The sequence below is a fragment of the Flavobacterium pallidum genome (assembly GCF_003097535.1).
GTDB lineage: Bacteria > Bacteroidota > Bacteroidia > Flavobacteriales > Flavobacteriaceae > Flavobacterium > Flavobacterium pallidum.
Map to the genome: position 1 here is coordinate 742,853 of NZ_CP029187.1, position 13,249 is coordinate 756,101.

General features: G+C 43.7%; 15 protein-coding genes. 9 read left to right on the top strand and 6 right to left on the bottom strand.

All coding sequences use genetic code 11. The features are described from left to right. Positions 1-9: 9 nt before the first annotated feature. The 6 genes from HYN49_RS02955 to HYN49_RS02980 are packed head-to-tail and all read left to right on the top strand — an operon-like array spanning position 10 to position 6,991. On the top strand, positions 10-1,650 hold the full coding sequence (locus HYN49_RS02955) for a hypothetical protein (protein ID WP_245892241.1): 1,641 nt from the start codon (positions 10-12) through the stop codon (positions 1,648-1,650). Next, positions 1,650-2,651 carry a vWA domain-containing protein gene (locus tag HYN49_RS02960; RefSeq protein ID WP_108902733.1) on the top strand — a complete coding sequence of 334 codons (1,002 nt, stop codon included), beginning with the start codon at positions 1,650-1,652 and terminating at the stop codon, positions 2,649-2,651. Before HYN49_RS02955 ends, HYN49_RS02960 begins: the two co-directional genes overlap by 1 nt. A 6-nt stretch (positions 2,652-2,657) precedes the next feature. Next, a complete protein-coding gene (locus HYN49_RS02965; protein ID WP_108902734.1) occupies positions 2,658-3,695 on the top strand; it encodes a VWA domain-containing protein in 1,038 nt (345 codons plus the stop codon). Position 3,696: 1 nt separating this feature from the next. Further along, positions 3,697-4,449, top strand: a complete 753-nt coding sequence (locus tag HYN49_RS02970; protein ID WP_108904927.1) for a tetratricopeptide repeat protein — start codon at positions 3,697-3,699, stop codon at positions 4,447-4,449. A 26-nt stretch (positions 4,450-4,475) separates the two neighbouring features. After that, a complete protein-coding gene (locus HYN49_RS02975; RefSeq protein WP_108904928.1) occupies positions 4,476-6,227 on the top strand; it encodes a BatD family protein in 1,752 nt (583 codons plus the stop codon). Positions 6,228-6,247: 20 nt separating this feature from the next. After that, positions 6,248-6,991 carry a tetratricopeptide repeat protein gene (locus tag HYN49_RS02980; RefSeq protein ID WP_108902735.1) on the top strand — a complete coding sequence of 248 codons (744 nt, stop codon included), beginning with the start codon at positions 6,248-6,250 and terminating at the stop codon, positions 6,989-6,991. 1 nt (position 6,992) lies between these two features. Here HYN49_RS02980 and HYN49_RS02985 read toward each other — a convergent pair whose 3' ends face one another. Then, positions 6,993-7,538 (bottom strand): CvpA family protein, encoded by a 546-nt coding sequence (locus tag HYN49_RS02985; protein ID WP_108902736.1) that lies wholly within the window; start codon positions 7,536-7,538, stop codon positions 6,993-6,995. An 83-nt stretch (positions 7,539-7,621) separates the two neighbouring features. On the opposite strand from HYN49_RS02985, the gene HYN49_RS02990 reads away from it, so the two are divergent. From HYN49_RS02990 to HYN49_RS03000, 3 genes are all read left to right on the top strand, one after another. After that, positions 7,622-7,978, top strand: coding sequence for a hypothetical protein (locus tag HYN49_RS02990; RefSeq protein ID WP_108902737.1), 357 nt, complete (start codon positions 7,622-7,624; stop codon positions 7,976-7,978). Between the two features lie 59 nt (positions 7,979-8,037). Continuing rightward, the gene (locus HYN49_RS02995; protein WP_108902738.1) at positions 8,038-9,057 is read left to right on the top strand and encodes a phenylalanine--tRNA ligase subunit alpha; all 1,020 of its coding nucleotides are present in this window, start codon (positions 8,038-8,040) and stop codon (positions 9,055-9,057) included. A 71-nt stretch (positions 9,058-9,128) separates the two neighbouring features. Next, positions 9,129-9,536, top strand: coding sequence for a hypothetical protein (locus HYN49_RS03000; RefSeq protein ID WP_108902739.1), 408 nt, complete (start codon positions 9,129-9,131; stop codon positions 9,534-9,536). On the opposite strand, the gene HYN49_RS03005 is transcribed toward HYN49_RS03000, so the two are convergent. From HYN49_RS03005 to HYN49_RS03025, 5 genes are all read right to left on the bottom strand, one after another. Beyond that, positions 9,537-9,716 (bottom strand): hypothetical protein, encoded by a 180-nt coding sequence (locus tag HYN49_RS03005; RefSeq protein WP_146185041.1) that lies wholly within the window; start codon positions 9,714-9,716, stop codon positions 9,537-9,539. A 31-nt stretch (positions 9,717-9,747) separates the two neighbouring features. Then, positions 9,748-10,743: an NAD(P)H-dependent glycerol-3-phosphate dehydrogenase gene (locus HYN49_RS03010; RefSeq protein WP_108902741.1), complete on the bottom strand. Its 996-nt coding sequence runs from the start codon at positions 10,741-10,743 to the stop codon at positions 9,748-9,750. Positions 10,744-10,976: 233 nt separating this feature from the next. Next, positions 10,977-11,552, bottom strand: coding sequence for a nicotinate (nicotinamide) nucleotide adenylyltransferase (nadD, locus tag HYN49_RS03015; RefSeq protein ID WP_108902742.1), 576 nt, complete (start codon positions 11,550-11,552; stop codon positions 10,977-10,979). A gap of 117 nt (positions 11,553-11,669) precedes the next feature. Next, positions 11,670-12,263 (bottom strand): guanylate kinase, encoded by a 594-nt coding sequence (gmk, locus tag HYN49_RS03020; protein ID WP_245892242.1) that lies wholly within the window; start codon positions 12,261-12,263, stop codon positions 11,670-11,672. Next, on the bottom strand, positions 12,263-13,123 hold the full coding sequence (locus HYN49_RS03025; protein WP_108902744.1) for a YicC/YloC family endoribonuclease: 861 nt from the start codon (positions 13,121-13,123) through the stop codon (positions 12,263-12,265). Before HYN49_RS03025 ends, gmk begins: the two co-directional genes overlap by 1 nt. Positions 13,124-13,249 lie beyond the last annotated feature (126 nt).

Consider the following 13,249-nt stretch of genomic DNA (forward strand, 5'->3'; position numbering starts at 1 on the left):
ATCCCAAAAATGAAAAAATATTTTCTTTCCCTGATCCTTTCTTTCGCTGCAATGGCCGCCTTTCCGCAGCAGGGCAAAATCACCACGGGCATTGACAAAAAGAAGCAAAAAATCGGAGCGCAATTCAACCTCACATTAAAAACTACTGTCGATACCACTGCAAAAGTCGTGTTTCCTAAAGGTGACAGTTTTGGCCCAATGATGGTAATCCGGGATGAAAAACCCGATACCGTAAGAAAAGGCGCGCGCTACGAACTGGTCAAGAAGTATGGGCTTACACAATTTGACAGCGGCAGTTACCTGATCCCGAAGCTCAAAGTCCTGATCAACAAAAAACCTTTCTTTTCTGACAGTTTACGCGTGGAAGTCGCAAACGTCAAAGTGGATACGCTAAAGCAGGGTTTGTATGACATCAAGCCGGTCATCCAGATGGAAAAGCCATCAAAAAGCTGGTGGTGGTGGTGCCTGTTGATTTCTACACTGATTGTGGGTGCGTGTGCTTTGGGATATTATTTCTTCACGCTGTTTAAAAATAGGAAAACAACCGAAGAAATTTATAAAACGCCTATAGAAAAAGCCACTTCATTGCTTAAAAACCTTGAAAACAAACAACTTTGGCAAAAAGGAGAAGTGAAGTCTTATTATTCAGAACTGACCGATATTGCGCGGAACTACATAGAAGAGGAAATCCACATCCCGGCGATGGAAAGCACCACGACTGAACTTATCGAAGCGCTTCGCAAAGTGGCGAATCAAAAGAAAATGACGCTTTCACAAGATACTTTCATCAACCTTGAAAAAGTACTGAAACAGGCGGATCTGGTAAAATTTGCAAAATCCAAACCGCTGGATTTCGAAATACTGGAAGATAAGAAACGTGTCGAAAGTTCAATCGTTTTAATCCACAAAGCAGTTCCCGAAGAAATCATCGAAGAAGATACCAGCGAACTCGACGAATTGATGAAGGAGAAATTCCTCAAAAAGAAAAAACGCAAAACGACCCTTATTGCCGTGGCATCGGTTTTTGGTGCGCTACTCCTTACACTGGGGATATTGATTGCGGTGAAAGGCCTCGATTATGTCATCGACAATACTTTGGGCCATCCGACAAAAACATTGCTCGAAGGTGAATGGATCACCAGCGAATATGGCAATCCGGCCATAGAACTGCAAACGCCGGAGGTCTTGAAAAGGATCAACGCCAAAGATTTCCTTCCAAAAGATGCCATGCAATTGATCAAGGACATGCAGACGTTCCAATACGGCAACATTTTCGGGGATTTCGGGATTATGGTGGCTACAAATACCTACAAGGAAAATCCCGACGGGAAACAGGCCGACATCAATCTCGATGACGCCATTGAGGGCGAAATCAAGTTGTTTGAAAAGAAAGGTGCGCAACGCATTACGGTTTTCAAGGAAGACTATACCGATAAGGACGGCTCGGTTGGAATGAAGGCATACGGCACTTACATCAGGGTAAATCCCGAAGACCGTACCAGCATCAAAATGGCTTATGAAATGATTTACTTCCACCAGGGCAATGGATTGCAGAAAGTGATCGTCGTGCATCAGGAAGATGATAAATATGCCAAACCGCTTACGGATAAACTTATGAAATCGGTCGAACTTATATCCCAAACGCCATGATGAAGGACATTTCTTTTCTAAATCCTGAATTTTTGTGGCTGTTGGCGGTCATCCCGGCGCTGATTGCATGGCAGATCTGGCAGCGGCAGCAGTTACAAGCCCCATTGAAGATCAGTTCGTTAAAAGGCTTTGCAGGCACAAGTTCATTTCTTCCAAAGCTGAAACCGGTACTTTTTGTCTTCCGTTTATTAGCGATAGCACTCATTATTGTTGGGATGGCACGCCCACGTAAAGTCGATATCAGCAGCAAGACCAAGACCACTAAAGGCGTCGATATCGTGCTTGCTATTGACGTTTCAGGCAGTATGCTTGCACGCGATTTGAAACCAAACCGATTGGACGCGCTGAAAAAAGTAGCTTCCGAGTTCGTAAAAGAACGACCAAACGACCGCATAGGCCTTGTATTATATGCGTCTGAAGCTTATACCAAAATGCCGGTAACGAGCGACAAGGAAGCCGTGGAAAAAGCGTTAAGTGAAGTCAAATTTGACCGGCAGCTGCAGGATGGAACCGGCATCGGGATGGGATTGAGCACCGCTGTGAACCGTTTAAAGGATAGCAAGGCAAAAAGCAAAATCGTGATCCTGCTTACCGACGGGGTGAACAACGCTGGTTTTATTGAGCCGGAAACCGCTTCAGATATTGCGAAGGAATTCGGGATTAAGGTATACACCATCGGACTCGGGACAAACGGCATGGCCGAATCGCCTTACGCGTATGCCCCGAACGGATTGTTGCTTTACAAAATGGCCCAGGTCGAAATCGATGAAAAGCTGATGAAGAGCATCGCGAGAAAAACCGGCGGAAAATATTTCCGTGCCACGAGCAACAGCAAGTTGAAAAGCATTTACGATGCGATCAATAAATTAGAAACCACAGAAATCCAGGAATTGAAATTTTACGATTATGACGAACAATTCAGGCCATTGATTTTAATCGCTTTCGGATTGCTGGTCGCCGAAATTTTGCTCAGGAAAACCGTTTTCAGGAGTTTTATATAATAAGTTATGTGGGAATTAGACGAACAGAAATACTTTTACCTGCTTTTTGCCATCCCGGCATTGGCACTGATCTTCCTTTATAATTTATATTGGAAAAGAAAAAAACAACACCAGTTTGGCGACCGTGAACTGGTACGCAAACTGACACCTGAAAAGTCACTTTTCAAGCACATCCTGAAACTCGTCGTGGTTTTACTCGCGCTTTCGTGCCTGGTCGTCGCTTTGGTAAACCCAAAGATCGGGACCAAAACCGAAACCGTAAAACGCGAAGGCATCGACATCGTTTTTGCCATCGACGTTTCAAAAAGTATGCTTTGTGAGGATATTGCGCCAAGCCGGCTTGAAAAAAGCAGGCAGCTTGTGTCGCAGTTGATCAACCAGTTTACCAATGACCGCATCGGCATTGTGGCCTATGCAGGCAGCGCATTTCCGGTTTTGCCGATGACATCCGATTACAGTGTGGCCAAAATGTTCCTGGAAAGTATGAACACCGATATGGTTTCCTCACAAGGAACTTCGCTTGATGATGCCATCCGGATGTCGGCGAGTTATTTTAAGGATGAAGACAAGAAAACCAGCAAATTGCTGATACTGATTTCAGACGGGGAAGATCACGGCGAAGGCGCAGGGGAAGCGGTCGAAGAAGCCAAAAAGGCAGGCATGAAAATCATCACCATCGGCGTGGGCACTGAAAAAGGCGGACCGATTCCAATAAAGAAAAACGGCATCGTCGAAAGCTACAAGCGCGACAGCCATGATGAAATGGTGCGTACCAAACTAAATGCCGCGGCTTTACAAGCCATATCAAAAAACAGCAAGGGTTATGTAAGCGGGAACAATACGAAGGAAGTGCTGAATTATGTAAAAAAAGCGCTGGACAATATCGACAAGACACAATTCAAGTCGGTACAGTTCACCGATTTCAATTCACAATTCCAGTGGTTTTTAGGAATCGCTTTCGTATTATTGTCGCTCGATGTATTCCTTTTGGACAAAAAAACGAAATGGGTAAGAAAACTGAATCTGTTTAATGAAAAGGGATAAGATGAAAAAAATACTGACATATGCCTTGATTCTGATCGGTTTTGCCGTACAAGCGCAGCAAAAGGAAAAAGATTTTTCACTGCCTTCCGGAAACGAGCAACTGAAGAAGAAAAAATATGCCGAAGCGGAAGCGGATTACAGGATTTCAAAGTCCCGATACACAAAAAACAAGACTGCTGCCACGTACAACCTCGGGAATTCGATTTACCTGCAGGACCAGCCTGAGGAAGCCGCTTTGGCCTATCAGAAAGTGATTAAGGAATCGAAAAGCCGTGAAGAAAAGCATAAGGCTTACCACAATCTGGGCAACATCCATATGAAGCAGAAGAATTATGAAGCCGCCGTAGACGATTACAAAAATGCGCTGATCAATGACCCGGCAGATGAATACTCCCGTTACAATTATGCTTTGGCAAAAAGCCTGCTGAAAAAAAATCCGCCTAAAAAAGACGGTAAGGATAAAAAGAAAGACGAGAACAAAAAAGACCAGCAAAAAAAACAGGACCAGCAAAAGAAAGACCAGGATAAAGGCGAGGATAAAAAAGATCCAAACAAAGAAGGCCAGGACAAACCGCAACCGAAAGAAGGGGAAAACGACCCCAAAGGACAACCGAAACCAAAAGAAGGCGGCATTTCAAAGCAGCGGCTGCAAAATCTCCTGGAAGCGGTAAATAATGAAGAGAAAAAAGTACAGCAGAAAGTAAATACCAAAAAGCTTAAAGGAAAACCGGTACAAACCGAAAAAGACTGGTAATCCTGCCACAATACAAAAACATGAAGATGAAAAAGTTGATTTTTCTTTTATTGATAGCGTTCCAGGGGCTCAGTGCCCAGGTGCAGTTTGAGGCCAAAGCCAGTAAAACCACATTGGGCCTCAACGAAAGGCTGCGTGTCGACTTTTCGATGAACGACGATGGCGACAATTTCGTGCCTCCGGCTTTCGAAGGCTTTAAGGTCATCGCAGGACCGAGCCAGCAGGTAAGCCAATCGTGGATCAATGGAAAAATGTCATTTAACAAAACCTATTCTTATTTTCTTTTGCCTACGCAGAAAGGGACGCTCACCATCAAACAGGCATCCATCGAAATCCGCAGGCAGGTATATAAAACCACACCGATAAAAATCAATGTGACCAATGCGGTCGAAATGCCCAAAGACCCCAATGATACTTCGATATCGGCAGACGATGCCATCCATCTTGTGGCCGATGTTTCAAAAGGGAATCCATACATCAACGAACCGATTACGGTCGTGTATAAATTGTACATCAGCTACAATATCGGACTGAGTAACTTCAAGGAACTCGACAAACCGAAATACAACGATTTCTGGAGCCAGAATATCGAAATAAAAGAACTTAAAGCCGAAGATGCTACTTATAATGGCGAGCGCGTGCGCTGTGTCGTCCTTAAAAAAGTCGTGCTTTATCCGCAAAAATCGGGCAAACTGACCATCGAGCCGTTGTCACTGGATCTCGACGTACAAGTCCCGACGAACAGGCGGAATTTCTGGGGCCAGGCTTTAATAAAAGAAGACAACAAACGCGTATCGGCGGGAGCGCGCACGATTAATGTAAAACCGTTGCCAGATGCCGGAAAACCTGAAGATTTTACCGGTGCCGTCGGTCGTTTTGACTTTAAGGTAGTACCTTCAAAAACCGAACTCAAAAACGGGGAAAGCCTTGAACTCAACGTCAGCGTGAGCGGCAACGGAAACCTCAAATTATTTAACCTTCCGAAACCGGTGGTCCCGACCGCTTTGGAAATGTATGACCCCGTTCACAAAGAACAGGTGAGCACGCCGCTTTCGGGAATGGCCGGGAAAATTTCCGATAATTACACCATCATCCCTCAATATAAAGGCGATTACCTGATCAAGCCGATGACATTCTCATATTATGACTTAAGCAGTGGAAAATACAGAACCATCGTTTCCAAAGAGATAAAAATCAAGGTGCTTGACGGCCCCTCCCCTTCCGAAGGCAGCACTGCTTCTAACGACGGACCAGGCAAACAGGAGATCTCAAAAACGGACCATTTTGAATTTATCAAGTTGAAAACGAATCTGGAGCCCATACACAAAAAGGATTTCCTGGGCTCAAATCTTTTCTATGGGTTGTTGATGGCACCGTTCCTTTGCATCCCGCTTTTGATTGGCATCCGCAGGAAAAAGCATGCAATTGATGCTGATGTTGTCGGAAATAAAACAAAAATGTCTAACAAATTGGCCAAAAAATTCCTGTCGGAGGCTAAGAAGCATTTAGACCACAAGGAACCGTTTTACATCGCCCTTGAAAAAGCACTGCACAATTTCATGAAAGCCAAAACGCAAATTGAAACTTCGGAAATGAGCAAGGACAAAATCCGTGAAATCCTTCTGGCGCGCAACGCCAGTCCTGAAACCGTAACCGATTTCATCACACTGACGGAAAACTGCGAATTTGCACGATATGCACCGGCTTCAAGCGTGACCATACACAATGATTATGACAAGGCCGTTGCGATTATTTCGGCATTGGAAAAACAGATTTAATCTTTTCAAATCACGAGAAAATGAAAAACATATTTTATATATTATTGCTTTGCGTTTCTTTTTCTTTCGCGCAAAGCGGATTTGAAAAAGGCAATGCGCTGTACCGCAAAGGCAATTATGCTGAGGCTGCGGAATCTTATGAAAGCGTGCTGCAAGCGAAAAAACATTCGGCTGAGCTGTATTTCAATCTTGGCAATTGCTATTATAAATTACACAAAATTGCACCGGCAATCTACAATTATGAAAAAGCGCTTTTATTGAGCCCAAATGATTCTGAAATCAAAAACAACCTCAAATTTGCCCAAAAAGCCGCAATCGATGATGTGAAGGAAGTACCGCACGTGGGCTTCCTGAAAATGATTGAAAATGTGGCGGGGATTTTTACATATGAAACCTGGGCCTGGATGGCAGTGATTTTCGCGTTCGGCTGTTTTTTATTATTCGTCGGATATTATTTTTCGCCAACGGCCCTGACTAAAAGGCTTTATTTCATGGGAATGTTTGCCTCGTTGTTTGTTATCGGATTGAGTATCGGCGCCGCCTATATTGGCAGAAATGCAAATGCCGATAATCGTTCCGCGATTGTTTTTGAAGATGTGCTTCCGGTAAAAAGCGAACCAAAATCCGATGCTCAGGACGCTTTCGTTTTACATGAAGGTACAAAAGTTTCGATTACCGATACTTTGGATGTATGGCGGAAAGTCAGGATTTCAGACCAGGCGGAAGGTTGGGTACCGGCACAATCGATCAAAGAAATACGGTAATTCAGACTGCTTCGACCACTTCGGAAACCCATGATTCCAGTGAAGGGTAAATCCATGTGGCGGTCTTTAGGATTTTCGGATATAAAACCGCTTTTTCGAGTGTTGCTTTTTCGACAAACCTTTCACCGGTGTTGAATTTTTCAAAAATAACCAATACTACCCCGAGGATCAGCAATGTTTTTACAAACCCGAGTACACCACCCCCGATTTTATTAAACAATCCTAACGCGGTGAAATTCGCAAAAGCTGTCAGCACTTTGCCTAATACTGCAATCCCCACCACTACGATAGTGAATGTCAGCAGGAATGCTACGGCCTGAACAGTTTGCGGATCCCATGAGACATGGCCTAAAAGCGCATCCTTCAATATAAAGGAGCATTTAAATGCCAGGAAAATCCCGGCGAATAAGGAAATAAGCGACGCCAGTTCCACAAAGAAACCATCCCAAAGCCCGCTAAGGATCCCAAAAATCAATATTCCGGCAAACACCAAATCCAATAAAACCATATCACCGATTAAGGCAGCAAGATAAGTAGTTTTGTGCAATTTTGACAGGAACTCGCTATCTTTGCAATCTGCTTTTCCGGCAACCTGAAAATCTTATAATCTTTAAATCCTACAATCCTCAAATGTCAAGAGATATACAATTAAAAGAGCGCTGGGAGCAGCTCGTACAAATACTTTCAGATCAGTTTTCACAAGGCGAAGACCTTGACCTCGATGCCATCATTTACCTGATTGGTGTACAGGAATATGGGAAATTCGGCCAAAAATTCAAAAAAGACGAAAAACTCAACCTGATGCACATCGCAATCTGCCGCGTGCTCGAACCTTATGGCTATTACGAATTCGATTACGTAGACCATGACGGCTGGCCACATTATCATGTAAAGGAAATGCTTCCGCCGTTGAAAGCCGGCGAACAATCCGTACTGATGAAGGAAGCAATCGTGAATTATTTCCTGGAGAAGGAAGTAATCAGTTGATTTTGTTTCCTCCGTAAACCGATTTGTTTTCTTAAATTTGCAGCCTTACGAAAAGCACGATGATAGACAAGATTAAAGAATATATTGGGGAAGCGCAGGCTTTTTCGACACAAAAAAAAGAGGAGCTTGAAGCATTCCGCATCAAATTCCTTGGAAGCAAAGGCCTGATTAAAGAGATTTTTTCCGAATTCAAAAATGTCCCGAACGACCAGAAAAAGGAATTCGGGCAGGTGATCAATACGCTGAAGAATATCGCCGAGGAAAAGCTGAAAACCATCCAGGAACAGCTTGAAAACAGCCAGGAAACCAAGCGCCTTTATGGCGATTTGTCACGTCCCGGCGAGCCTGTGAATATCGGTTCGCGCCACCCTATATCTTTGGTCAAAAATCAAATCACGGATGTGTTTTCAAACATCGGTTTCAACGTTTCTGAAGGACCTGAGATTGAAGACGACTGGCATAATTTCACCGCATTGAACCTTCCGGAATACCATCCGGCGCGCGACATGCAGGACACTTTCTTCATCCAGACCAATCCAGATATTTTACTGCGTACGCACACTTCCTCTGTACAGGTGCGTTATATGGAAAATAACAAGCCGCCGATCAGGACGATTTCTCCGGGGCGTGTGTTCCGTAATGAAGCCGTTTCTTCGCGTTCCCACTGTATTTTCCATCAGGTCGAAGGGCTTTATATTGACAAAGATGTTTCTTTCGCAGATTTGAAGCAGACGATTTTGTATTTCACCAAAGAAATGTTCGGCAAGTCCAAAATCAGATTGCGCCCGTCATATTTCCCATTTACCGAACCCAGCGCCGAAGTCGATATTTACTGGGGCCTCAAAACCGAAACCGACTACCGCATCACCAAAGGTACCGGCTGGCTTGAAATCATGGGCTGCGGCATGGTCGACCCGAATGTGTTGCGCAATTGCGGCATCAACCCGGACGAATTCAACGGGTTCGCCTTCGGGATGGGCATCGAGCGCATCGCGATGCTGCTGTATCAGGTAGATGATATCCGTATGTTTTTTGAGAATGACGTGCGTTTCCTGGAGCAGTTTAAAACGAGCATTTAAGAAGTCACAGTAGGCAGTCGCAGTTTTCAGTACTGCGGGCTGGGACTGAGACTGAGACTGAAAACTAAAAAATGAGAGAACACATCACCATCCCAGAAGTAGAAAACGTATTCATGGCCGCCGTGCAGGAATGGAGCGACGATTTCATGAGCAATGTCTGGAACGTATATCTGGTAAACGACAGCGACAACGACCTGCATGACATCATGGTGGTTTCAAAAGCATTTGGAACCATTGATGGCGAAATGCGCAAGACTTCGCTGCTGCGCCATGCGTTGGTAGAAATGCCGGCAGTTTCAGCAGTAAAGATTGAAATGATTGAAGATAGCGTACTTGTTTTGAACAATGAGTTTACAATCACGTTTTTTATTGGAAAAACACTTTACGACCGTAAATACATTTTCAGGTCAAATTCCATAAACGAAGACAATATTGAAGAAGTGCCGCATTTATGGAAACCCGGCGTAATCGTGAGGTAGTTATTGCTTTTTAATTTTTTCAGACCAGCTGAAATAACCAATTACAAAAGTTCCAACCAGAATTTGTGCCAGCATTGCTAAATAAAACCATCCGTCGCTGAGTTGCTCCCCAATGGGAGTTTTGTTCATTTCAAAAATCAATTGGAATACAGACATGGACATTCCCCAAAAAAATCCCATTTTAAGTTGGAATTTCCATCTCTCACTCATATTAATCCAGCTTATCCGTTAGTTTCTTGAAAACCTTACGCGCTTCTTTCCCTTCATAAAGAATATTGTATACTGCATCAATAATGGGTGTTTTTGCACCATATTCCTCGTTGAGTTTGTATGCGCTTTTTACGGCATAATACCCTTCAGCGACCATACTCATTTCCATCATCGCGCTTTTTACGGTATAGCCTTTCCCTATCATATTCCCGAACATGCGGTTTCTTGAAAACACGGAATATCCTGTTACCAATAAATCCCCTAAATAGGCGGAATCGTTGATATTTCGCTTCATCTTATGCACTTTCCTGATAAATTTCTTCATTTCACGGATGCCGTTACTCATCAACACTGACTGGAAGTTGTCGCCATAACCCAGACCATGCGCAATCCCGGCGGCAATGGCATAAATATTTTTCAGCATTGCGGCATATTCCGTCCCGATAATATCGTCGGAAATCTTAACCTTAATATAATTGCCGGCGAGGTGATCCCCCATGATTTCGGCCTTCTTTTCATCACCGCAGGCAATCGTAAGGTAGGAAAGCCTTTCGAGCGCGACTTCTTCCGCATGGCAGGGACCGGTGATGACACCGATATTTTCATATGGAATATCAAATTCATTATGGAAATGTTCGCCCACGATCAGGAAAGTTTCAGGCACGATACCTTTGATGGCTGAGAAAATTACTTTTGACTTGAGGCTTTCGGTAAGTTTTGACAATTCGCCGCTTAAAAACGCTGACGGGATGGCAAAAATGATATAATCTGCGTAAGCGACCGCTTCATTAATATCTGACGTAAGTCGGAGTTTTTTGATATCAAACTCCACAGAACTCAGGTAATTCGGATTGTGTTTATGGGCTTTAATATGTTCAATCGCTTCGGTATTACGCATATACCAGGCTATTTCCGGCAGGTTTACACACAACATTTTAGCAATGGCCGTAGCCCAGCTTCCGCCACCGATTACCGCAAATTTTGGCTGTTCACTCATCTTAGTCAAATTAGTTCCCAAAAATACTCAAATTTGAAGGAAACTGCAGCGCTTCTTCCCATTGAAACAGGAAATCTTTAACGCTTTTTTATGATTGTGCCATACAATCTCCCGAAAAGTGTGCCGTTATTATACCGTATGATTTTTGGTTGGTTAATCTCATACGCCATAATTATTGAAGTTAATAAATTTTGTTTTTGGTGTTAGAAGGCGTTCCTGTTCCAGGGCGCCTTCTATTTTTTGTAGAAGTTGTTGTGGTCGATGTATTCCCAGACTTTATGCGGCAGCATCGGCGCGGGATTCTTTTTGTTTCTGACGCTTTCCCGGATGAATGTCGACGAGATTTCGACTATGGGCGCTGCAATCAGGTGCACTTTCGGATGATTTTTCAACGCTGATGACGTTTCTGAAATCCGTGGATACACATATATATCGTGGTGTTCGAGCAGGTATTCGTGGTTTTTCCATTTTGGCAATGAATTCAGGTTGTCTTCTCCCATAATCAGGGCAAACTCATGCTGCGGGAACTTTTCAAGCAAATGATTCAGGGTATTGACCGTATAATTCGGTTGCGGCAATTTGAATTCGATGTCCGAAGGCCTGATTTTCGGATATCCATCAGTAGCAAGATGCACCATATGAAGCCTTTGGTAATCATCAAGCAGGGTGCTTTTCTGCTTGTGCGGATTGTGCGGCGTTACGACCATCCATACCTGGTCCAATCCCGAAAACTCTGCCATATGATTGGCAATAATCATATGCCCGATGTGGATGGGGTTGAAAGTTCCGAAATAGAGGCCGATTTTCATTGTGGACTGTAAGATTTTAGGACTGTAAGATTCATCATCCAGAGATTAAATTTGCAGTAAATATTGATTAGGTTGTGTCTTATAATCTTAAAGCGCACGGTCTTAAAATCCAAAAAATCAACTAATCGTTAAATATTCATGCACGAGTCGATACGCATCATTCTTAGCGTTCTCCAGATCGTAGTTTTTCAAAATCACATCAAAACTGCCCGAGACTGAGATCTCTCGTTCGGCTTTGGCAATGCGCATCTGGATTTTTTCTTCAGTTTCTGTCTGCCGGAAGCGCAGCCGTCTTTCGAGTTCTTCAACTGAAGGCGGACTTACGAAAACCGCAAGGGTCTGCTCGGGGTATTTCTTTTTTATATTCAATCCCCCAATGACATCGATGTCAAAAATGACGTGCTTTCCGCTTGCCCAGATCCGTTCCACTTCACTTTGCAAGGTGCCGTAGAAATTGTCTTTATACACTTCCTCATATTCAACAAAAGCATTTTCATCAATCTTCTTTTGGAATTCTTCTGCCGAAAGGAAATAATAATCCTTGCCATCGACTTCCTCTCCGCGCATTTGGCGTGACGTAGCTGAAATCGAAAAATCGAGATGCAACTCCTTCTGTTCCAGAAGATAGCGTACAATTGTCGTTTTACCAGACCCCGAAGGCGCTGAAAAAACGAGAAGTTTGCCTTTTTTGGTATTCGTGTTTTCCATCATTACAATACGTTCAGGACCTGTTCCTTGATTTTTTCGAGTTCGTCCTTCATCTGTACTACCAGTTTCTGCATCTGCGCATGGTTTGATTTGGATCCCATCGTATTGATTTCACGGCCCATTTCCTGAGTGATAAAACCCAGTTTGCGTCCATTCGCTTCATTGCCTGCAATGGTTTCTATAAAATAATTCAGGTGGTTCTCAAGGCGTACCTTTTCTTCAGTGATGTCGTATTTTTCGAGGTAGAAAATCAATTCCTGCTCAAATCGGTTGTCGTCGATATTGACTTTGAGTTCGTCAATCGCCGTGCGCAACCTTGTTTTTACGGTATCGATCCGTTCACCGTCCAGTGCTACCGTTTCGTTCATTAACGTCATGATGTTGGCAATGCGGTGCAGGAATTCCTTTTCCAGCGCGACGCCTTCTGAAGTGCGGAATGACTTCAGGTTTTTCAATCCTTCATCAACCACAACCTGAACGAGTTTCCAGTCGTCTTCATCGATTTCCTCCCGTTCGGTTTTTAAGGCATCCGGCATCCTTACGGCCATTTTCATGAGCTCAGTCTCGTCGGCGTTTTCATAAACTTCGCGCATCTGGCGGATGTATTCTTTTATAATGGGTACGTTGATCTTGGTGGAAGTCTGCTCCGAAGTATTTTCAATAAAAATGCAGAAATCGATTTTTCCCCTTTCCAATACGTTGGCAATCTGGTTGCGTACACCAAGCTCCATTTCGCGATACATCGATGGCATCCTTACATTGAGGTCGAAGCCTTTGCTGTTGAGCGACTTCACTTCAACGGTTATTTTTTTGGTCGGAAGCTGCATGGTCGCTTTCCCGAATCCGGTCATGGATTGTATCATAAAAAATTGTAATAGGCACAAATGTAGTAATTTTTAGTCGCAGTTGGCAGTAGCAGCCGGCAGTTAATGCATTAAAATATTACTCCCATACCGAAAAATCGAATGAGCTACTGTCCACTGCGACTG

What these genes read in the sequence shown, in the direction of transcription:
- HYN49_RS03005 (WP_146185041.1), bottom strand. Translation starts at nt 9,716, where the DNA reads ATGGGATTTTTTTGGGGAATGTCCATGTCTGTATTCCAATTGATTTTT.
- HYN49_RS03000 (WP_108902739.1), top strand. Translation starts at nt 9,129, where the DNA reads ATGAGAGAACACATCACCATCCCAGAAGTAGAAAACGTATTCATGGCC.
- HYN49_RS02965 (WP_108902734.1), top strand. Translation starts at nt 2,658, where the DNA reads ATGTGGGAATTAGACGAACAGAAATACTTTTACCTGCTTTTTGCCATC.
- HYN49_RS02980 (WP_108902735.1), top strand. Translation starts at nt 6,248, where the DNA reads ATGAAAAACATATTTTATATATTATTGCTTTGCGTTTCTTTTTCTTTC.
- HYN49_RS02960 (WP_108902733.1), top strand. Translation starts at nt 1,650, where the DNA reads ATGAAGGACATTTCTTTTCTAAATCCTGAATTTTTGTGGCTGTTGGCG.
- HYN49_RS02975 (WP_108904928.1), top strand. Translation starts at nt 4,476, where the DNA reads ATGAAAAAGTTGATTTTTCTTTTATTGATAGCGTTCCAGGGGCTCAGT.
- HYN49_RS02995 (WP_108902738.1), top strand. Translation starts at nt 8,038, where the DNA reads ATGATAGACAAGATTAAAGAATATATTGGGGAAGCGCAGGCTTTTTCG.
- HYN49_RS02955 (WP_245892241.1), top strand. Translation starts at nt 10, where the DNA reads ATGAAAAAATATTTTCTTTCCCTGATCCTTTCTTTCGCTGCAATGGCC.
- nadD (WP_108902742.1), bottom strand. Translation starts at nt 11,552, where the DNA reads ATGAAAATCGGCCTCTATTTCGGAACTTTCAACCCCATCCACATCGGG.
- HYN49_RS03025 (WP_108902744.1), bottom strand. Translation starts at nt 13,123, where the DNA reads ATGATACAATCCATGACCGGATTCGGGAAAGCGACCATGCAGCTTCCG.
- HYN49_RS02970 (WP_108904927.1), top strand. Translation starts at nt 3,697, where the DNA reads ATGAAAAAAATACTGACATATGCCTTGATTCTGATCGGTTTTGCCGTA.
- gmk (WP_245892242.1), bottom strand. Translation starts at nt 12,263, where the DNA reads ATGATGGAAAACACGAATACCAAAAAAGGCAAACTTCTCGTTTTTTCA.
- HYN49_RS03010 (WP_108902741.1), bottom strand. Translation starts at nt 10,743, where the DNA reads ATGAGTGAACAGCCAAAATTTGCGGTAATCGGTGGCGGAAGCTGGGCT.
- HYN49_RS02990 (WP_108902737.1), top strand. Translation starts at nt 7,622, where the DNA reads ATGTCAAGAGATATACAATTAAAAGAGCGCTGGGAGCAGCTCGTACAA.